Origin of the sequence: Bradyrhizobium sp. CB1717 (genome assembly GCF_029714325.1) — a bacterium.
GTDB lineage: Bacteria > Pseudomonadota > Alphaproteobacteria > Rhizobiales > Xanthobacteraceae > Bradyrhizobium.
On record NZ_CP121666.1, the window covers coordinates 8,226,184 to 8,244,272 of the forward strand.

An 18,089-nucleotide genomic window follows, 5' to 3' on the forward strand; every position below is an offset into this window, starting at 1 on the left:
GCGCCGCTCTCTCCTCTCCCGCCTTGCGCGGGGGAGGAGCCCGGTCACCTCCCGAAGATCACCGGGATGTTGATGGGGACCGTCGCATAGGTGATCTCGGGCGGCATCGCCGGAAATGGTTGCGCCTGACGCATCATTGCCGAGGCCTGGGCGTCGAGCGCCGCAACGCCCGACGATCCGCTGACGCGGCTGGACAGCACCTGGCCGCCGCGGCCGAGCGTGAAGCCCAGCCTGACGACACCTTTCTGACCATTGGCACTTGCCGGATACTGGTGGAAGCGCATCAGGTGCGCCCGGACGCGCTGGTAATAGGTCGCCATCGCGGAAGCGACCGCGCCCGCACTCACGGCGGAGGCCAGCGGGGCCTGGCGTTCCGCACGCGGCGGCGCGCTGGTGCGGGGAGCGGGCGGCGCCTCCGACGGCTTCCGAGCGTCGGGGCGCACCACCCTGGGCTTTACCGGCGCCGGCTTCTCCACGGGCTCAATTTTCGCAGGCTCAGGCTTCGGCGGACTTGGCTCGAGCTTCTGCTCCGGCGGCGCAACCACATCCGGCTTTTCCTGCGGCGGTGTCGGTGCAAGCATCTCTTCGACCGCCTGCTGCTGCACCGGCTCGGGCGGCGACGCATCCGCCTGCTCCATCACCGGTCCCGGCGCGATATCCAGCGGCGTCGATTGCGGCGCCGACGTCTCCGGCGTCATGTCGATGAGGATCGCCGGCATGTTGACGCCCTGGTCCGGCACCTGCTTCAGCCAATTCATCGCAAGCAGTGCGACAGCAAGATGCAACGCCACGATCACCATCGCCGACATGCCCCAGCGCGCGGTTTCGCGTCCGCCGGGCGGTTCGTGCAAGGCAAAGGCGTTCGCGGCCATCAGCTGCGTCCGTCGAGGCCGACCAGAGCGACCTTGAGATAGCCGGCATTGCGCAAGGTGTTCATCACCTCCATCAGGTCGCCATAGCTCACGGCCTTGTCGGCGCGGAGATAGATGCGTTCGTCCTTACGGCCCCTGGTTGCGGCGTCGAGCGCGTTGACGAGACCATCGCGGGTCATTCTGTCCTCGCCGACTGCAACGGTGAGATCCGGCTTCACCGTCACGAAGGTCGGCTTGTCCGGCCGCGGCTGCGGTTCGGCCGCGGTCGCGGGCAGCTCGACGCCGATGTCGACGGTGGCGAGCGGAGCTGCCACCATGAAGATGATCAGCAGCACCAGCATCACGTCGATGAACGGCGTGACGTTGATCTCATGGGTGACGTCGAGATCACCGGGGTCGCCGCGCTTGAGCAGCGAACGTGCGCCGAGCTTCGCAGCCATGGCCTACTCCGCCGCCCGCGCCAGGCGGAACTCCCTATGGTCGCGCTGCCGGCTGACCAGCAGCATGAGCTGCGCCGAGGCGTCGCCGAGCAGCGCGCGATAATTGGCGATGCCGCGGACCAGATGGTTGTAGATCACCACTGCCGGGATCGCGGCAACGAGGCCGAGCGCGGTGGCAAGCAGCGCCTCCGCGATGCCGGGTGCGACCACGGCGAGGCTCGTGGTGTGGCTCTCGGAGATGCCGATGAAGGCGTTCATGATGCCCCAGACCGTGCCGAACAGGCCGACGAAGGGCGCGGTGGCGCCAATGGTCGCGAGCACGCCGGTGCCGCGCGCGATCTGCCGCGACATCGCCGCCTCGACGCGCTCCAGCCGCAGCGCCACGCGTTCCTGAAGGCCGTCGTCGATGATGCCGCCGCAGAGCTCCGCCTCCTTCGCGCAGGACTGGATGAGCTGGGCGACGGCATCGTGCGCATCTCCGGTCCGCTCCGCTGCCTCAGCGAGCTTCATCCTGCCTGCGAGCGCGCGCGTGCGCGCTACGGCGAGCGTGCTCTTGCGGCGCAGCTCGACGCTCTTGGCGAGCCACACCGTCCACGTCACCAGCGAGGCGACGGCGAGGCCGACCATCACCGTCTTCACGACGATGTCGGCGCCGAGAAACATGCCCCAGGGCGACAGATTGCGCGGCAGCAACGCCTCGTCGATGGCGAAGGCCGGTGCCGGCGCGAACGTCAGCGCGGCTGTTAGGATCACGTGCCGAAGTCTGGACTTGCTTTGCATCCTGATCTCCCGACAGAAAGAAACTACGCCACGATCCGATCTGCGAGCTGACGGAACCGCAGCAGCTGGTCGCTGCGCAGCGCGCGGGTCTCGTCGCGGCCGACGAACACCTTGAACATGATGCCGCCGGCGGCATTGACGAAGGCGATGAAGGCGGACGTCTTGCCCATGAAGGGCCGCTCGACGAACGCAACGGCCGCGCAACGCTCGTGGCGGAGATGACCGTGCAATCCCTTCGGCTGCATCAGGTTGAAATAGCCGCGACCGATCTCGCCCGTGGGAATTGCGCCCGTGAACTCGAAGATCGCGTCATCCGTGTGGACGATCAGCGTCACCTCGCCCCATTCCGCGATGTCCTGCATGGCAGCGGCGAAATGCTCGCCGCTGCCGATGCGCACCATGGACGGCGGCAGCGCCTCGATCACCGCACGCGGTGTGACCTTGCGCTCGCGCGCAACGTCCTCAATCACCGCGCCGGGATTGTCGGCCATGTATGCCTTGAGATCGGCGAGATCGGTGCTCAGCATGTCCGGCTTCCTTTCGTGATCGGCCGCGGTCTCAAGCGGCTGCGTTCGCCTTGCGCTCGGTCATGATGACCTCGAACCCTTCGAACTTGGGATGGCCGAGATAGAGGCTTTCGCCGGTCTTGTTGTCTGCACGCGCATGCGCGCGGCGGAATTCCTCCGAACGCGTCCAGGCCTCGAAGGCCGCCTTGTCGATCCACACCGTGTGCGAGGAATACAGCGTATGGTCCTCGGCGACCGGCCCCTTGAGCAGATGGAATTCGACGAAGCCGGCCATGCTGCCGAGATAGGATTCGCGGGTGCGCCAGACGGTCTCGAACGCGGCTTCCGAGCCGAGCTTCACCTGGAAACGATTCATGGCGATGAACATAAAGGTCTCTCCTTGTTATCAAGACGAACGCGTTATCAAGACGAAAACGCACTGAGGCCGCGCTGGAGCATCAGCGCGGCCCGGCGCAAGTTCATGGTGTGGCGGCGCCTTCCGGCCTACGCACCTCCGAAGTGGATCTTCATGCCGGCCTTGTAGACCCTGCCCGGTCCCGGGCTCGACCACAGCACGTCGTTCTGCGTGGTGCCGTCGGCCGAGGCGCCGGGAATGGCATAAGGCCGGTAGTACTGGTTCAGGAGATTGTCGATCGACGCCGAGAGCACGATGTCCTTGGTCGCGTTGTAGGTCAGGTACAGGTTGACGAGCTCGTACCCGGTCGCCGGCAGATAGCCAGCGGGCACATCGTTGTTGGGACCGAACGAGGCCCACTGCGCCGTGAGGATCAGCGTGCGATCGAGCAGGCGGACACCGCCGGTCGTGACGACCTTGCGCGGGGTGATGGTCGCGAGCCCGACATTGGTGACTGCATTCTTGCCCTGGATGTAGTGGCCGGCGACACCGACGAACCAGTTGCCGGCGTCGTACATCGTCTCCGCCTCGAAGCCCTGGATGCGGGCCTGCGCGATGTTCTGATACTGGTAGTACTGCGCGAACGAGCCGACGCCCGGGAACGTCACGAATCCGAACGAGACGAGGTCGATGTAGTCGCTGACGTCGTTGCGGAACAGGTTGATCTTGCCGCGGAAAGAGTCGGACGCGGTGAAGATGTTGTCGTACTTCAGATTGAAGCCGACTTCCTTGTTTTTGCCGACCTCGGGACGGAGGTTCGGGTTGGGCAGGAAGCAGAACAGGCCGACGGTGCCGTCGGGACAGGGGAAGAGAGCCGGTCCGCCACCGGTCGCGTGAGCGCCGGAGATCACGGTCTCGGTGATCGACGGGGCACGATAGCCTTCGGCATAACTCACATAAGGCTGGAAGCCCGGGACCGGCGTGACGCCGAGCGTGATCTTCGGCGAGAAGCGGTCGCCGCTGCCATTGGTCTTGCCCGATTCCAGGTCGTAGCGGTCGTAGCGAATCGCGCTCACTGCCTCGAACCAGGTGCCGTAGTTCTGCTTCAGCTGAAGGAAGCCGCCCGACACGGTGCGGATGCCGCTCGGCGTGGTGATGTTGGAGTTGCCGCGGCTGTCGGTCGTGATCACGTCATCCTGGAAGGCATCGAAGCCCACGGTGAGTGCATTGCGCCAGTCGCCGACGTTGAAGCGCGTGGTGTTGTTCGCGTCGATGCCGTACGTATTGAGGACATAGCCACGCTTGTCGCCGACACAGCCGGAGATGTTGTTGCCGAAATTGCCGGTGCCGCACAAGGCCGCGCCCGACGTCGAATAGTGATAGGTCTTGGTCTGGTCGTTATCGACGCGATTGCCGTAGACCGACATGTGCCAGTCGAACAGATTGTCGCTCGGCAGCGCGTAATTCCAGGTGATCGTGCCGGTGTAGTTCTTGGCGTCGGAGGCGTAGACCGACGAGCCCTGATAGAGCGCGCGCTGGGCTGCGGTCGCCACCGGCCCTCTGTTGAACTGGCCGATATCGTATTGATAGTCCTGGAAGATAGCGCCGAACTTGACCTCGTGGCCGAGCGCGGGCCGGACGTTGAGCTTCATCAGGCCGGCCTCGACCTGGTTGCCGGTATTGCCGATCTCGGTGCCGTTGCCGTCCTTGTAATTGCCTTGCGTGCGGTAGACCGCGCCGCCGAAGATATCGACGTCGGGCGTGGCGCGCACGCCGCCGAACACCGAGCCGAGACCGCGATTGTTGTTGGAGCCGTAGGAACCCGAGAGATCGACGCCCCAGCGCTCGCCGGGACGCAGCACGTCCTCGATGTCCTTGGTGCGGAACGAGACCAGGCCGCCGATCGCGCCGGAGCCGTAGATGTTCGCGGTCGGGCCCCGCACCACGTCGACGCCGCCGATCAATTCAGGATCGAGGAAGAAGGAGCCGTTGGCGTTGTGACCGGTGCGCTGATAGTTCTGCCGCGCGCCGTCGACGACCACCGCAACGCGCCCGAACTCCTGCAAGCCGCGGATATTGATGACTGTCGCCGGATCGTCGCCGCGCTCCTGGAACGACACGCCGGGAATGGCGTAGAAGATATCCGACAGCCGGTTCGGCTGGAGCCCCTGGATCTTCTCGAGCGTCACGGTGCTGACCGGCGCGAGCGAGTCGATCGCACGCTCCTCGATCTTCGTTGCCGCAACCGTAATCGCGTCGAGCGTCTGAACGGGTGCAGCGCCACCGGCCTGCGCGCGGGCATTCAGGACTTCAGGCGTTGCTTGCTGGGCGGCTTGCGGCTTGGACGGCTTGCGCTTGGCCTGCTTCGGGGACGCGTTTTCAGCCTGCGGCGATGCGGTCTGCGCAAACCCGCTTGCCGGCAGCACTGCCGCAATTGAAACCACCGACGCGCCCAAAATCAGGGCGCGCGAATACCTAGCCCCGTCAGCCATATCAGCCCCAGCCTGCACTTCACTTTTGTTTCGGTGTCTTCTGGCTGGCGTGCCCCGCTTAAAGCGGCGACTGGCTGGCTGATTTTCTCAAGGCGCGGACAAGCCGTCCGCTGCCATATTTGGTTACGTGGCAACACTCTGACGGTCAATGACGCCGGGTTGCAGTTTATATCAATTGTAAATTGCCGCCGTTGGAATGCGCCTGATGCCGCCTATACAAGCAGGCAGCATCTGAATTTACGAAAGCGCATCACACCCAATATGTCGGCAACATCAGGAGACGATGGCGGCGATGCGGCAGGGCCGACGCAAAGCCCTTCTGCAACAACGAGAACTCTCACCATGCGCGGAAGCCGGATCGACAGCCGCGAGCTGTTTGCGCATGAGCGCGAGATCATCATCGCACATGGCGAGGACAACTATCGGCTTCGCCTGACCTCGCAGAACAAGCTGATCCTGACGAAGTAACCTGCAATGACATTTTGTCGCACCCTTGCAAACCTCGTGCTCACTGGCACCCTCGCGCTTGCGTCCAGCGCGCACGCCGCAGGCATCACGGTGCATGACGCGCGCAACCGCGACGTCACTGTCGCCGACTTCGCGCGCACGGTCTCGATCGGCGGCGCCATCACCGAAATCCTCTATGCGCTTGGACTGGAAAACCGGCTGGTCGGCGTCGACACCACGAGCCTTTATCCGGCGGCCGCGCTGCACGACAAACCCAACGTCGGCTACATGCGCCAGATCTCGGCCGAGGGCGTGCTCGGCCTCAACCCGACGCTGATCCTCGCGATCCAGGGATCGGGCCCGCGCGAGACCATGGACATTCTGGAGACGGCGAAGGTGCCGCTGGTGCTGGTGCCCGAGACCTTCTCCGAGGAAGGATTGATCGAGAAGATCAAGCTGGTCGGCCACGCCATGGGCGTCGATGCGCGCGCCGAGTGCCTCAGCGCCGCGGTCGGTGCCGATCTCGCTCAGCTCCGCGCGTTGCGCGCCAAGGTGAAAAAGCCGGTGCGCGTGATGTTCGTGATGTCGCTCCAGAACGGGCGGGCGATGGTCGCCGGCCACAAGACCGCGGCCGATGAGATCATCCAGCTCGCGGGCGCCGCCAACGCGGTCGATGATTACGACGGCTACAAGGTGATCGGCGACGAGGCGATCGTGGCCGCAAAGCCTGAATTCGTGCTGTCGATCGAGCGCGGCAAGGATTCGCTGCAGGCCGATGCGGTCTACACGCATCCTGGCTTCGCGTTGACGCCGGTCGCGGCCAACAAGAGCTTCATCACGATGGACGGGCTCTATCTGCTCGGCTTCGGGCCGCGGACGGCGGCGGCGGCGCGCGATCTCTCGGTCAAGCTCTATCCGGCCCTGGCCGAGGGCGGCGCATTCACGTCGGCTCTGTCGGCGGCGAACTGCCGGCAATGAGCGTGGCGGTCGGGACCGAGGCACGGAGCCTGCGACGACATGCAGGACGTCGGTCCGCATCGTTCGCGATCCCTCTTCTGCTTGCGGTGCTGTTCGCCACCGCCATCGTCGCCCTGACGGTCGGCGCAGCCGGCATTCCGCTCTCCAGGCTGCCTGCCGCGCTGGGCTTCACCAGCAACACGACCGCCGATGCCATGACCGCGCGCGACCAGCTCGTGCTGTGGTCGATCCGCATCCCCCGCATCGCCGCGACCGCGATGGTCGGCGGCTTGCTCGCAGCGGCCGGCGCGATCATGCAAGGACTGTTTCGTAATCCGCTGGCCGATCCCGCCCTGGTCGGCGTCTCCAGCGGCGGCGCGCTCGCCGCCGCGAGCGCGATCGTGTTCACGGATTCACGCTTCGGTGAGGCGTTGCGCTTCCTGCAGACCGAGCTGCTGCCGCTCGCCGCCTTCGCGGGCTCGCTGGCGACCACCGCCATTCTCTACGGCATCTCCAGCCGCTCGGGGCGGACCTCGATCGCGATCTTCCTGCTTGCGGGTGTCGCCATCACCGCGATCGGCAACGCAGGCATCGGGCTTCTCGTGTTCATCGCCGACGACCGCCAGCTGCGTGACATCACGTTCTGGATGCTGGGCTCCATGAGCGGCGCGACCTGGACCAAGGCCGCCGTGCTCGCGCCGGTTCTCGTCATCGGGCTCGGAGCCTTCGCCTTCATCGCGCGCGGTCTCGATCTGCTGGTGCTTGGCGAAGCCGACGCCTTTCACGGCGGCGTCGATGTCGAGCGCCTCAAGAAGATCTCGATCGTCATGGTCTCCGCCATGACCGGCGTTGCCGTGTCGATCAGCGGCGTGATCGGCTTCGTCGGCATCGTGGTGCCGCATCTGCTGCGCCTCGTCATTGGTCCTGCGCATCGGCTACTGCTGCCGGCCTCGGTGCTGCTCGGCGCGATCCTGATGGTCGGCGCCGACACGCTGGCGCGCACCATCGTGGCACCGGCGGAGATGCCGATCGGCATTTTGACCGCCGCCGTCGGCGCACCGGTCTTCCTGGGCATCCTGCTGCGGCAGCGCAGGCTCGCCGCGCTATGAGCACCGTGATCGAGGCGCGCTCCTTAAGCAAGCGCGCCGGCCGCGCGACATTGCTCGATGGTGTCGGCCTGACGGTTGAAGCCGGCGAGATGGTCGCCATCGTCGGCCCGAACGGCGCCGGCAAGTCGACGCTGCTGCGGCTGCTCTCCGGCGACCTCCGTCCGAGCGCGGGCGAGGTGCGGCTGAAGCAGCACGACATCGGCAGCTACACGCCGCGCGAGCTCGCCGCGCGCCGCGCCATGCTGTCCCAGCACATCAACGTCACTTTCCCATTCACAGTCGAGGAAATCGTGCTGATGGGCGCCGGCGAGCGCAGCCCGCGCGAGGCAGGCCGGCTCGTCGAGGCCGCGCTGGACGAGGTGGGCCTGGCGCATTTCCGCGAGCGGCAATTGCCGACGCTGTCGGGCGGCGAGCAACAGCGCGCCCATTTCGCGCGCGTGCTGGTGCAGCTTGCCTGCGGCGAGGCCAAGCATGGACCGGGACTTCTGCTGCTGGACGAGCCGACCTCGAGCCTCGACCTGCGCCACCAGATCGACCTCGTCGAAGCCTCGCGCCGCCGCGCCGGCAGCGGCACCGCCGTGATCGCGATCCTGCACGACCTCAATCTCGCGATCCGCTTCGCCGACCGGCTGGTCGTGCTGAACGGCGGCAGGCTCGCAGCCGACGGCCCGCGCACCGAGGTCGTCACGCGCGAGATCATCCGCGATATTTTCGAGATCGACGCCGTCGTCCATCAGGCCGACGGCGTGCCTTATGTGCTGCCGCAGTCGATGCGCGCGGCGGCGCCACCCCGGTGAAGGTGCGCTCCCTCTCCCGCAAGCGGGAGAGGGAGCGCACTTCCTTCGCGGCTAGCGCCCTACCCCGCCGGCACGATCACCATGCCCTTGTCCTTCGGCCAGCGGATGCGCCAGGCGAAGTTGATGTCGCGGGCCTCGCCGGGCTTGGCGTCGAACGACCACTCCAGCACGCCGCGCTTGTCGCGGATGTTGTTCGCGGTCGGCGCCGTGGTCGAGGGCAACATCTCGACGACGATGTCCTCGTTCTCGCTGACCGGCAGCTGATCCTCGATCGCGACCTTGATCGGGAAGTCGTGGCCGTTGCGGATCGTGGTCTTGAACGAACGTTCGTCGGTCTTCGACGTCGTGACCAAGAGACCGGCCGAGCCTTCGTTGCGCTTGAGCACGGCGCGTTCGATTCTGACCTTGTCGTCGGCGCCGAAGCCGAGCCGCACGATGTCGTCCTTGGCCGACGCCGAGATCTTGCCGCGGCCGACGAAGACGCCGTCGCGATAGATCGCGACCTTGCCCGGCAGCAGCGTGGTGTCGTCAGTCTGCTTGAAGCTGGCTTCGAGGAAGGCGGTCGGATCCATCACCGGTGCCGCCCGCACCGCGAGATCGGCGGGCACGGTCATCGTAGCGATGCGCAGGCTCTTGGCCCCTTCGGCGGCGCCGAGGCTGACGCGGCCGGGAATCTTGAAGGTGGCCTGGAAGTCGCCGATCTCGGCGACAGCCTGCTGTTCGTCGGCACGCTCGCGCGGCTCAGGTGACTCCGCGACCTTGGCCGCGAAGGATGGAATCTGCATCTGACGCTGTACCGGAGCGGGCCGCGCCAGGTCCGATGCCGTGCCGAGCGCCGTCGGCCTCGGCGGTTGCGGATATTGCGCGACCAGCGAGTTCAGCTCCGGCGCGCTGCCGCCGCGGCTGATGCGGACCGTGGAGACGCCGAGCGTCACGTTCGACCAGTCCTCGCCGGTCGATTGCGTGATCTCGGCGCGGCGGACCAGCTCCAGCTGCGGCTTGCGGTCCTTGGCGCCGGTATCGAGCCGCGCGTCGTAGAGCGGCAGCCAGCGCGCATTGCGCACATTGTAAGTCACCCGCAACGTCGCCTTGGTCGCGGCTGTAGCGGCAACGTCCATGCGAACCTCGAGCTTGCTCGGCGGCTTGGCCTTGCGTTCGACGTCGAGCTGGGCGATCTGCCGGTCGATCTCGCGCATCTTGCGCGTGGCGTCACGGATTGTGGTATCGGCGCTCGCAATTTCGTCGCCGACTGCGGTAAAGGCCGTACGCCATTCAGCGATCGGCCGCGCCTCGCCCTTCTCGCCGATGCCGACGGGGGCGGCTTCCGCAAAATGCTCCGCAAACTTGCGCCGTGCGTTGGCCGAGTCGATTGCGCCCTGCAGATCGGCGCGCTGGTCGTTCAGGGCCTCGATGCGCTTTTCCAGTTCGGGCAGATTGACCGGCGCCGCGCGCGGCGGGCGCGCGTCGATGGTGCCGATGGTGAGCTTTGCGCCCCCCTCCCCCTCGACGCGGATGGAGGAGGCATCGAGACCGAGCGGGAAGTCCTTGGCCACCAGCGTCGAGTCACCGGACGGCAAATCGACCGTGATGACGCGGGTGACGGTGGCGCCATCGGGATAGACGGTGACCGTGTCGATCGCCGAATTGGCGTCGAGATCGGCGGCCCATGACGGCGACGACGCCGCCATGGTCACCAGAACCAGGCTCGTCGTTGCCAAACATCTTGCGGTGATGCGCATAAAGTCCCTCCTGCCATATCGCCGCGCCGCCAGCCGGACGCGCGATCAAATGCCTCGCCAACATGGTTGGACGCGGCAGCGAAGGAACCGGTTCGATTGGGGTTTCCGTGGGGCGCCGCTGCGGCGGCACCATGGCCGCGGAACGTATCATCGCCCCGCGGCGGAGGCCGTCAGACCTGAGCGGGCGAGCCCTGGCCGAAGATTCGGCGAAGCAGATCGGTCACGTTCTTGGCGCCGGCCTTCTTCAGGATGCTGGCGCGATAGCCTTCGACCGTCCGGGCGCTCAAGTGCATGCGCCGGGCGATCTCCTTGTTGGTGAGACCGGCGGCAAGATGCTCGAGCACGTCGCCTTCGCGCCCGGTCAGGGGCTCGCAGCCAGGCAACCAGCGTTGCCGGCTCGCGCCGGGCTGCGCGACCTCGTCGATGGCGGCATCGATCCGGTCAACGATATCGTGGGTGCGGAACGGCTTCTCGATGAAGTCGGTCGCGCCGCTCTTGATTGCATCGACGGCCATGGCGATGCTGCCGTTTGCAGACGTCACCAGCACCGGCGCCATGCAATTCTCCTCGCGCAGCCGCTTGAGCACATCGAGGGCGGAGCGATCCGGCGGCATCTCCAGCAGCACGCAGGCCGGCATCCGCGCCTTGGCTTCCGAGAGCAGGGACGCCCCGTCGGCGAAGCAGATCACGTCATAGGCGCTCTGTTGGAGCGCGATGGAAAGTTGTTCGCGGGAGGCGGCGTCAGTTTCAATGACGAATACCTCACCCTTGGAAAGCATGTTCCCCGGCATAGTCCCGATCCAGCAATGTCTTGGTCAAATGGTCCGAGACGGCCGGGGGCCCCGTCGCGCCCGCCGTCATACGCACGGCATTCACGCCCGTGCTTCGGTTTCTCTTATGTATGTTCCGTCCTGTTCCGGGATTTGACGGATGGGGACAGAAACTTTACATTTGGGGACATCTGCGGGAATGGCTGGCAGGAACGGTTCGCATGACCGACCTCATTCGCAGCGCAAGCTTGAGTTATTACGCGGAGGTCGCCCGGTCGGTCGGGCTCGACCCCAAGCAGACGATGCGCAAGGTGCGGCTGCCGCTGGCCGTGCTGGACAAGCCCGATACGCCGATTGCCGTGACCAGCCTGCGCCGTCTGCTCGAATTGTCGGCAGAGGCCTCGGGTGCTGAAGATTTCGGCTTGCGGCTCGCCGAGCGCGGCGGGCTCACCAATTTCGGAGCGGTCGGCCTGATCGTGCGCGAACAAGCGACTGTCGGTGAAGCCATCAAGGCGTTCTCGCGCTTCATCCATGTCCATCACGACGGCATGAAGCTCGACGTCACCAGCGACAAGCAGACGGTGAAAGTCACGCTGCATTTGCGCGGCCGGCAGCCGACCGCGCCGCGGCAATCGATCGACATGGCGCTCGGCAGCGTCCACCGCATCATCCAGTCGCTGTTCGGCAGCGATTGGCGGCCGCAGGAAGTGCACCTGCACTATCCGCCGCCGCACGACCGCAAGCGCTACCGCGACTTCTTCGGCTGCCGCGTGACCTTCAATGCCGATGACAATGCGATCCTGCTGTCGGCGCACGACATGGAGCGCCGCATCCCGAGCGCGCATCCCCTCATCGCGAATTACCTGCGCAAGCGGATCGAGGCGATCGAGACCCGGCCGGCAAGCTGGGAGGGAAAGGTCGACGAGGTGGTGCGGACCCTGCTCGCCAGTGGCGACTGCACCGTCGAGCGCGTGGCCGAGCATCTGGCCTGCACCCGCCGCACCATCCACCGCCACCTCGCCGCGTCAGGCACCAGCTTCTCGGCCATCCTCGACGCGCAGCGCGCCGATCTCGTGATCCAGCTGATCGACGATCCCGACCGGCCGCTGGCCGATATCGCCGCGCAGCTCGGCTTCTCCGCGCAAAGCGCGATGGCCCGCTGGTTCCGCGGCCGCTTCGGCTGCACCATCACCGCATGGCGCAAGGGCGTGCGGCCGCTGGCCGAGCCAGCGGATATCCCCTCGGCGAGCGCGGCTTAGGTTCAGCGTGCCGGAGCTGGCACGCCCATGATGGCAAGGGCACGCCACCGGCTGCCGGCGAGCAGTGGGCCGAACGCGATCGCAAAGCCGAGGAATGCCGCGACCCAGCCGAAGGCTGCGACATGCAGCAGCACATCACCATGCGCAGGCACGACCACTGCGCAGACCCGCGCCAGCGCCGCGACGACGATCGCGACATAGATGGCTTGCGTAGCCGGTGAAGCCGTCAGCGCCTGCCCGGTGTGACCGAGGCTCGCACGCGTCATCACCGCCAGCGTCATGGTTCCGGCCGCGCCCGCCATCCAGGCATGAATGCCCGCGCTCGGCGGCAGTTCGCCGAAGGCGGCCAGGGCATTCAGGATGAAGCCGAGCGGCACGAAGACGTAACCGACATGGAGGATCAGCAGCAGCCGCTCGCGCGTGGTGCGGTCGCCGGCCCAGCGTGCAAGCCGAACCAGATGCAGCACGCCGACCACCGCCATCACGACACCGGTGACCGTGTTCAGCGGCGCCGCGATCCACGCGATCAGCGCCAGCGCGCTCGCTCCGATCACCGCACCGTCAAAACGTCCGAACGGCACCGGCAGGCGTCCAGGATTGAACTTGACCAGCCAGTTGCGGGTGAAGCTCGGAATGATGCGGCCGCCGATCAGCGCGATCAGCAGCATCACCACGCCGACACCGACGCGGATGCTGAGATCGGCCGCGCCTTCGAAATGCGCTTCGAGATGAAAGCCGACATTGCCGGCCAGCAGCATGAGCACGAGCACCACCACCGGCAGATTGCGCCAGTTCCCGCCCGCGATGATCTCGCGCGTCGCCGCCGCAACGACCAGCGCCAGGAAAGCGGCATCGACGACAAGCGCAAAGGCCCATCCGATATCGGCCGACAAGGTCACGGCAAGGCGTCCGGCCAGCCAGACCACCAGCAGCGCGCCGAGCGAGGTCCCCTGGATCGGCAGCCGCCCGGTCCAGTTCGGGATCGCCGTGAACAGGAACCCGGTGATGACAGCCGGCAGGAAGCCATAGAGCATCTCGTGGACGTGCCAGTCGCGCGGCGCGAAGGCCGAGGTCACCGACAATTCACCGTAGAACATCGGCAGCCAGGCCAGAATCGACAGCCCGGCCTGGATGGCAGCGAGCAGGAAAAAAGGCCGAAAACTGTTCGCAAACAGCGGCCAGCCCGCAAAATTGCGGGATCGGGCGCCAGCCATGGGGCAACTCCTGTCAATTCAGATCGTCGTTTGGAAAAATACTGCCGTCCCGGGCGGCCGGTTTTGCGCTATCGCAAATTGCAGGACGATTGCAGGTGCCATCACACTTCGGAGCGCCAAGGAGGCAGAATGGCCAAGGTCGACACATCGCTGGTTGCGCATTTGCCGCTGTTTGCCGGGGTCGCGCCGGACGCCCTGGACGAGATCCTGCGCGAGGCCCGTTCGGCGCGCTACCCGAAGAACACCGCCATCTTCGAGCAGGGCGCAGACGCGCAGTCGTTCTTCCTGCTGCTGCACGGCCATGTCCGCGCGGCCAAGACCACACCGACCGGCGAGCAGATCGTGGTGCGCTATGTGGCACCCGGCGAGACCTTCGGGCTCGCGATGGCGATCGGAGCCACGCGCTATCCGGCAACCGCGATGGCTGTCGACGACAGCGTGGTGCTGATCTGGCCGACCTCGGCCTGGCCACGGCTGATCGAGCGGTTTCCCTCGCTCGCCGCCAATACGCTCCAGACCGTCGGGGCGCGGTTGCAGGAGAGCCATACCCGCATCCTGGAAATGTCGACCCAGCAGGTCGAGCAGCGCATCGCCCATGCCCTGCTGCGCCTCGCCAAGCAGTCCGGCAAGAAGCTCGACCAGGGCATCGAGATCGACTTCCCGATCAGCCGCCAGGACATCGCGCAGATGACCGGCACCACCCTGCACACCGTGAGCCGCATCCTGAGCGGCTGGGAGAGCCAGGGTCTCGTCGAGAGCGGCCGTCAGCGCATCATCCTGCGCGAGCCGCACAAGATCGTCGTGCTGGCGGAGCGGACTCCCGACAGCGGCGGGGCGTGAGCGCCGCACCGCTGTCGCTGAGCATAGGGGTGAGGGCGCTTCCGCTCGCGGCAGAAGCTTGACCCTCACCCGGGAATCCGCACGCGCCCGCGCGAACTCCGGATCTCTCACGCCGGCACGCAGTCGCAGAGCGCAGCGAGGAATTTGTCGCGGTCGACACCGTGCTCGCGGCAGGCGTCTTCCACCGTGTGGAAGGTTGCGATCGGGCAGCCGACGCAGGCCAGCCGGAAAGCAAGAAACACGCGGATAGTGTGCGGCGCCGTGCGCATGATGTCATCGACCAGGTCGTCGGATCCAAAAGGCATGGACAACTCCGTTCCGATGCGACGATAGCGGAGCGGGTGGCGGTTTCTTTGTTGGAGCGCAAGCTGGGTTGCTGCTTCTCCCTCTCCCCGTTCTTACGGGCAGAGGCGAACTACACCGCCCTGCTGTGCAGCTGCTTTCCCGGATCCAGATGCGCGTCGAACGCGGCGGCGACGCTGCGGACCAGGAAGCGCGAGTCGCTTGCGACTGCGAGCCGGTCGCCGTCCAGCCTCACGACGCCGTCCGAGATCAGCGGCTTCAGACGCGACGCCGATTTGAGCATCGGGCCGGCCTCGACACCATGGCGCGCGCAGATGTCGCCGAGATCGGCGCTGAACTCACACATGATGCGCTCGATGATGTCGGCACGCAGCCGGTCGTCGTCGGTGAGCCCGTAGCCCTTGGCGGTGGCGAGACGGCCGCTGGTGATGTTTTGCGCATAGGCGCCGATCTGCACCTCGTTCTGGACATAGCCTTGCGGCAAGTGCCCGATCGCGCTGGCGCCGAAGCCGAGCAGGACTTCGCCCTTGTCGGTGGTATAGCCCTGGAAATTGCGCCGCAGGGTCCGGTCCTCGAAAGCCACGGCCATGGCATCGTCGGGTCGGGCGAAATGATCGAGCCCGATCTGCACATAGCCGGCCTCCTTCAGCGCATTGGCGATCGCGCAGGCCTGGTCGTGACGCGCCAGGCCGTCGGGCAGCACCGCCTCGTTGATCATGCGCTGGTGCTTCTTGAACGCCGGCACGTGCGCATAGCCGAACACCGAGAAGCGGTCGGGTGCGAGCTCGAGCGCACGCCGCACGGTTTCGAGGCAGGAGGCGACGGTCTGATGCGGCAGCCCGTAGATCAGGTCGAAATTGATCCCTGCGATGCCCGCACGCCGGAGCATGTCGACGACAGACGCCGTCTGCTCAAAGCTCTGCACGCGGTTGATCGCGCGCTGCACGACGGGGTCGAAACTCTGCACCCCCAGGCTGGCGCGGTTGACGCCGGAGAGCCGCATGGCCTCGACCATGTCGGCGGTCAGGGTCCTGGGGTCGATCTCGACCGCGATCTCCGCCGACGGCAGCACGAAGAACGCCTGGCGCATGGTCGCCATCAACTCGGCAAAGGCCTCCGGCGCCATGATCGTCGGCGTGCCGCCGCCGAAATGGATGTGCTCGACCTTGATGCGGCGGCCGATGGTTTCGGCGACCTGGGAGATCTCGCTGTGCAACGTCCGCTGATAGGCCGCAATCAAGTCGTCACGCCGCACGATCTGGGTATGGCAACCGCAATACCAGCACATCTCGCGGCAGAACGGCACGTGCAGATAGAGCGACGCGCTGGCACCGGCAGGGAGCTCGGACAGCCATCGGGCGTAGGCATCGGCGCCGATCGCAGGCGAGAAGTGCGGCGCGGTCGGATAGCTCGTATAGCGCGGCAATCTCTCTTCGCCGTAGCTCGCTGCGAGATCTAATCTCATGTCTTACCCATTCGTAAATCGATGCCGCAGCGTGGCGCGGCAAATCCCGGATGGCATTGGATTACCCGTTTTCGGGCAAGCGACCTTGCGCTCGCTCAAAGTTCCGGCGCCTGATTTGGTCGATGATGACGTTCAATCATCGCCCCCTTGGGAGACAGGCCATGGCGTCGTTCGCGCTCGATCTCGTTCTTTGGCTCGCCGGCATTCGCGGCCATATCCCGCGCTTCGACGATTTCCGTCCCGTCCCTGTTGCGCCCGCAACCGGCGCAAATCATCTCGCGCGCGTTCTGGCAATCATGGCCACCGTCTTTGCCGCGTTGTCGCTCGCGGTCTGGGGCACGGTCTGGATGGCGATACGCCTGCTCTGATCGAGCACATCCATACGTTCACGACCGAATGCAACTGAACATGCGAACGACTTGCCGCTTGCGCCGCTGACGCAGCGAGATCGTTAGCCATCGTCGATGCGGCTTCGGTGCACCTCTTAAGGAATTTACCGGAGGCCAATCCGGCAGAAGCTTGTCGCAGCGCAAACACTCTTGCCGCAACAGGCGCACACTGCATCCGTCATCAAGACCATTTCAGATGAAGGATGCTTCCGATGTTCACCCGCAGAGCCGCATTGATCAGCGCCGCCGCGACCGCCCTGATGCTGGCGACACCCACCCTGGCCGCCGATGATCTCAAACTGCCGCGTCAGAAGGTCGAGCTGGTCGCTCCGCCGTTCGTGCATGCGCACGAGCAAGCGACCAAGCAGGCTCCCAAGATCATCGAGTTCAAGCTGACGATCGAGGAGAAGAAGGTCGTCATCGACGAGAAGGGCACGACCTTCCAGGCCATGACCTTCAACGGCTCGATGCCGGGCCCGCTGATGGTGGTGCATGAGGGCGATTACGTCGAGACGACGCTGGTCAATCCCGCGACCAACACCATGCCGCACAACATCGACTTCCACTCCGCGACCGGCGCGCTCGGCGGCGGCGCGCTCACCCTGATCAATCCCGGCGAGCAGGTCGTGCTGCGCTGGAAGGCGACCAAGACCGGCGTGTTCGTCTATCACTGCGCGCCGGGCGGCCCGATGATCCCCTGGCACGTCGTCTCCGGCATGAACGGTGCCGTGATGGTGCTGCCGCGTGAGGGACTGAATGACGGCAAGGGCCACGCGCTGAAGTACGACAAGGTCTACTATATCGGCGAGCAGGACATGTACGTGCCGCGCGACGAGAAGGGCAATTTCAAGTCCTATGAGTCGCCGGGCGAGGCCTTCACCGAGACCGAAGAGGTGATGAAGAAGCTGACGCCCTCCCATGTCGTGTTCAACGGCAAGGTCGGCGCACTCACCGGCAAGAACGCGCTGACGGCCAATGTCGGCGAGAACGTGCTGATCGTGCACTCGCAGGCCAATCGCGACAGCCGTCCGCATTTGATCGGCGGTCATGGCGACTATGTCTGGGAGACCGGCAAGTTCGGCAATGCGCCCGAGGTCGGGCTCGAGACCTGGTTCATCCGCGGCGGCTCGGCGGGAGCTGCGCTGTACAAATTCCAGCAGCCCGGCATCTACGCCTACGTCACGCATAATCTGATCGAAGCCGCCGATCTCGGCGCCACCGCGCACTTCAAGGTCGAAGGCAAGTGGAACGACGATCTGATGATGCAGGTGAAGGCGCCTGCGGAAATCCCGGCCGCCACCAACTAGACGCGACAAAGGGGCCGGTGATCACCGGCCCCTTCTTCCTTTCGGGGG

At 65.8% G+C, this 18,089-nt stretch carries 19 protein-coding genes; 8 read left to right on the forward strand and 11 right to left on the reverse strand.

Annotated features, from left to right (window positions below; genetic code table 11):
* Nucleotides 1-44: 44 nt before the first annotated feature.
* The 6 genes from QA649_RS38195 to QA649_RS38220 form a co-directional block, all read right to left on the reverse strand.
* Nucleotides 45-872, reverse strand: coding sequence for a TonB family protein (locus tag QA649_RS38195; RefSeq protein WP_283021657.1), 828 nt, complete (start codon nucleotides 870-872; stop codon nucleotides 45-47).
* Nucleotides 872-1,312, reverse strand: a complete 441-nt coding sequence (gene exbD, locus QA649_RS38200; RefSeq protein WP_283021658.1) for a TonB system transport protein ExbD — start codon at nucleotides 1,310-1,312, stop codon at nucleotides 872-874. The genes QA649_RS38195 and exbD overlap by 1 nt, the downstream gene beginning before the upstream one ends.
* A gap of 3 nt (nucleotides 1,313-1,315) precedes the next feature.
* Complete coding sequence (gene exbB / locus QA649_RS38205; RefSeq protein WP_283021659.1) at nucleotides 1,316-2,092, reverse strand: tonB-system energizer ExbB; 777 nt, start codon at nucleotides 2,090-2,092, stop codon at nucleotides 1,316-1,318.
* A gap of 23 nt (nucleotides 2,093-2,115) precedes the next feature.
* Complete coding sequence (gene hutX / locus QA649_RS38210; protein ID WP_283021660.1) at nucleotides 2,116-2,619, reverse strand: heme utilization cystosolic carrier protein HutX; 504 nt, start codon at nucleotides 2,617-2,619, stop codon at nucleotides 2,116-2,118.
* 31 nt (nucleotides 2,620-2,650) lie between these two features.
* Entirely contained in the window at nucleotides 2,651-2,986 is a 336-nt protein-coding gene (locus QA649_RS38215) for an antibiotic biosynthesis monooxygenase (RefSeq protein WP_283021661.1), read from the reverse strand.
* Between the two features lie 116 nt (nucleotides 2,987-3,102).
* Complete coding sequence (locus tag QA649_RS38220) at nucleotides 3,103-5,445, reverse strand: TonB-dependent hemoglobin/transferrin/lactoferrin family receptor (protein ID WP_283021662.1); 2,343 nt, start codon at nucleotides 5,443-5,445, stop codon at nucleotides 3,103-3,105.
* A gap of 261 nt (nucleotides 5,446-5,706) precedes the next feature.
* On the opposite strand from QA649_RS38220, the gene QA649_RS38225 reads away from it, so the two are divergent.
* From QA649_RS38225 to QA649_RS38240, 4 genes are read left to right on the forward strand one after another with little or no spacing between them, the layout of a single operon-like run.
* Nucleotides 5,707-5,913 (forward strand): hemin uptake protein HemP, encoded by a 207-nt coding sequence (locus tag QA649_RS38225; protein ID WP_283026195.1) that lies wholly within the window; start codon nucleotides 5,707-5,709, stop codon nucleotides 5,911-5,913.
* Nucleotides 5,914-5,919: 6 nt separating this feature from the next.
* Nucleotides 5,920-6,870: a hemin ABC transporter substrate-binding protein gene (locus tag QA649_RS38230; RefSeq protein WP_283021663.1), complete on the forward strand. Its 951-nt coding sequence runs from the start codon at nucleotides 5,920-5,922 to the stop codon at nucleotides 6,868-6,870.
* Nucleotides 6,867-7,958: an iron ABC transporter permease gene (locus tag QA649_RS38235; protein ID WP_283021664.1), complete on the forward strand. Its 1,092-nt coding sequence runs from the start codon at nucleotides 6,867-6,869 to the stop codon at nucleotides 7,956-7,958. Before QA649_RS38230 ends, QA649_RS38235 begins: the two co-directional genes overlap by 4 nt.
* Nucleotides 7,955-8,755 carry a heme ABC transporter ATP-binding protein gene (locus tag QA649_RS38240; RefSeq protein WP_283021665.1) on the forward strand — a complete coding sequence of 267 codons (801 nt, stop codon included), beginning with the start codon at nucleotides 7,955-7,957 and terminating at the stop codon, nucleotides 8,753-8,755. Before QA649_RS38235 ends, QA649_RS38240 begins: the two co-directional genes overlap by 4 nt.
* A gap of 59 nt (nucleotides 8,756-8,814) precedes the next feature.
* Here QA649_RS38240 and QA649_RS38245 read toward each other — a convergent pair whose 3' ends face one another.
* Together QA649_RS38245 and QA649_RS38250 are read right to left on the reverse strand one after the other, a co-directional pair.
* Nucleotides 8,815-10,494: a mucoidy inhibitor MuiA family protein gene (locus QA649_RS38245; protein WP_283021666.1), complete on the reverse strand. Its 1,680-nt coding sequence runs from the start codon at nucleotides 10,492-10,494 to the stop codon at nucleotides 8,815-8,817.
* 170 nt (nucleotides 10,495-10,664) lie between these two features.
* The gene (locus QA649_RS38250; RefSeq protein ID WP_283021667.1) at nucleotides 10,665-11,285 is read right to left on the reverse strand and encodes a response regulator; all 621 of its coding nucleotides are present in this window, start codon (nucleotides 11,283-11,285) and stop codon (nucleotides 10,665-10,667) included.
* Between the two features lie 200 nt (nucleotides 11,286-11,485).
* On the opposite strand from QA649_RS38250, the gene QA649_RS38255 reads away from it, so the two are divergent.
* Nucleotides 11,486-12,523 (forward strand): AraC family transcriptional regulator, encoded by a 1,038-nt coding sequence (locus tag QA649_RS38255; RefSeq protein ID WP_283021668.1) that lies wholly within the window; start codon nucleotides 11,486-11,488, stop codon nucleotides 12,521-12,523.
* Between the two features lie 2 nt (nucleotides 12,524-12,525).
* On the opposite strand, the gene QA649_RS38260 is transcribed toward QA649_RS38255, so the two are convergent.
* Nucleotides 12,526-13,737: an NnrS family protein gene (locus QA649_RS38260; RefSeq protein ID WP_283021669.1), complete on the reverse strand. Its 1,212-nt coding sequence runs from the start codon at nucleotides 13,735-13,737 to the stop codon at nucleotides 12,526-12,528.
* 129 nt (nucleotides 13,738-13,866) lie between these two features.
* On the opposite strand from QA649_RS38260, the gene QA649_RS38265 reads away from it, so the two are divergent.
* Complete coding sequence (locus tag QA649_RS38265) at nucleotides 13,867-14,577, forward strand: Crp/Fnr family transcriptional regulator (RefSeq protein ID WP_283021670.1); 711 nt, start codon at nucleotides 13,867-13,869, stop codon at nucleotides 14,575-14,577.
* Nucleotides 14,578-14,684: 107 nt separating this feature from the next.
* On the opposite strand, the gene QA649_RS38270 is transcribed toward QA649_RS38265, so the two are convergent.
* Both QA649_RS38270 and hemN read right to left on the reverse strand, forming a co-directional pair.
* Nucleotides 14,685-14,882 carry a DUF1858 domain-containing protein gene (locus QA649_RS38270; RefSeq protein WP_283021671.1) on the reverse strand — a complete coding sequence of 66 codons (198 nt, stop codon included), beginning with the start codon at nucleotides 14,880-14,882 and terminating at the stop codon, nucleotides 14,685-14,687.
* Nucleotides 14,883-14,992: 110 nt separating this feature from the next.
* Entirely contained in the window at nucleotides 14,993-16,345 is a 1,353-nt protein-coding gene (hemN, locus tag QA649_RS38275; protein ID WP_283021672.1) for an oxygen-independent coproporphyrinogen III oxidase, read from the reverse strand.
* Between the two features lie 161 nt (nucleotides 16,346-16,506).
* Between hemN and QA649_RS38280 the strand changes: the two genes are divergently transcribed.
* Both QA649_RS38280 and nirK read left to right on the forward strand, forming a co-directional pair.
* On the forward strand, nucleotides 16,507-16,713 hold the full coding sequence (locus QA649_RS38280; RefSeq protein ID WP_283021673.1) for a hypothetical protein: 207 nt from the start codon (nucleotides 16,507-16,509) through the stop codon (nucleotides 16,711-16,713).
* Nucleotides 16,714-16,946: 233 nt separating this feature from the next.
* The gene (gene nirK, locus QA649_RS38285) at nucleotides 16,947-18,041 is read left to right on the forward strand and encodes a copper-containing nitrite reductase (RefSeq protein ID WP_283021674.1); all 1,095 of its coding nucleotides are present in this window, start codon (nucleotides 16,947-16,949) and stop codon (nucleotides 18,039-18,041) included.
* Nucleotides 18,042-18,089 lie beyond the last annotated feature (48 nt).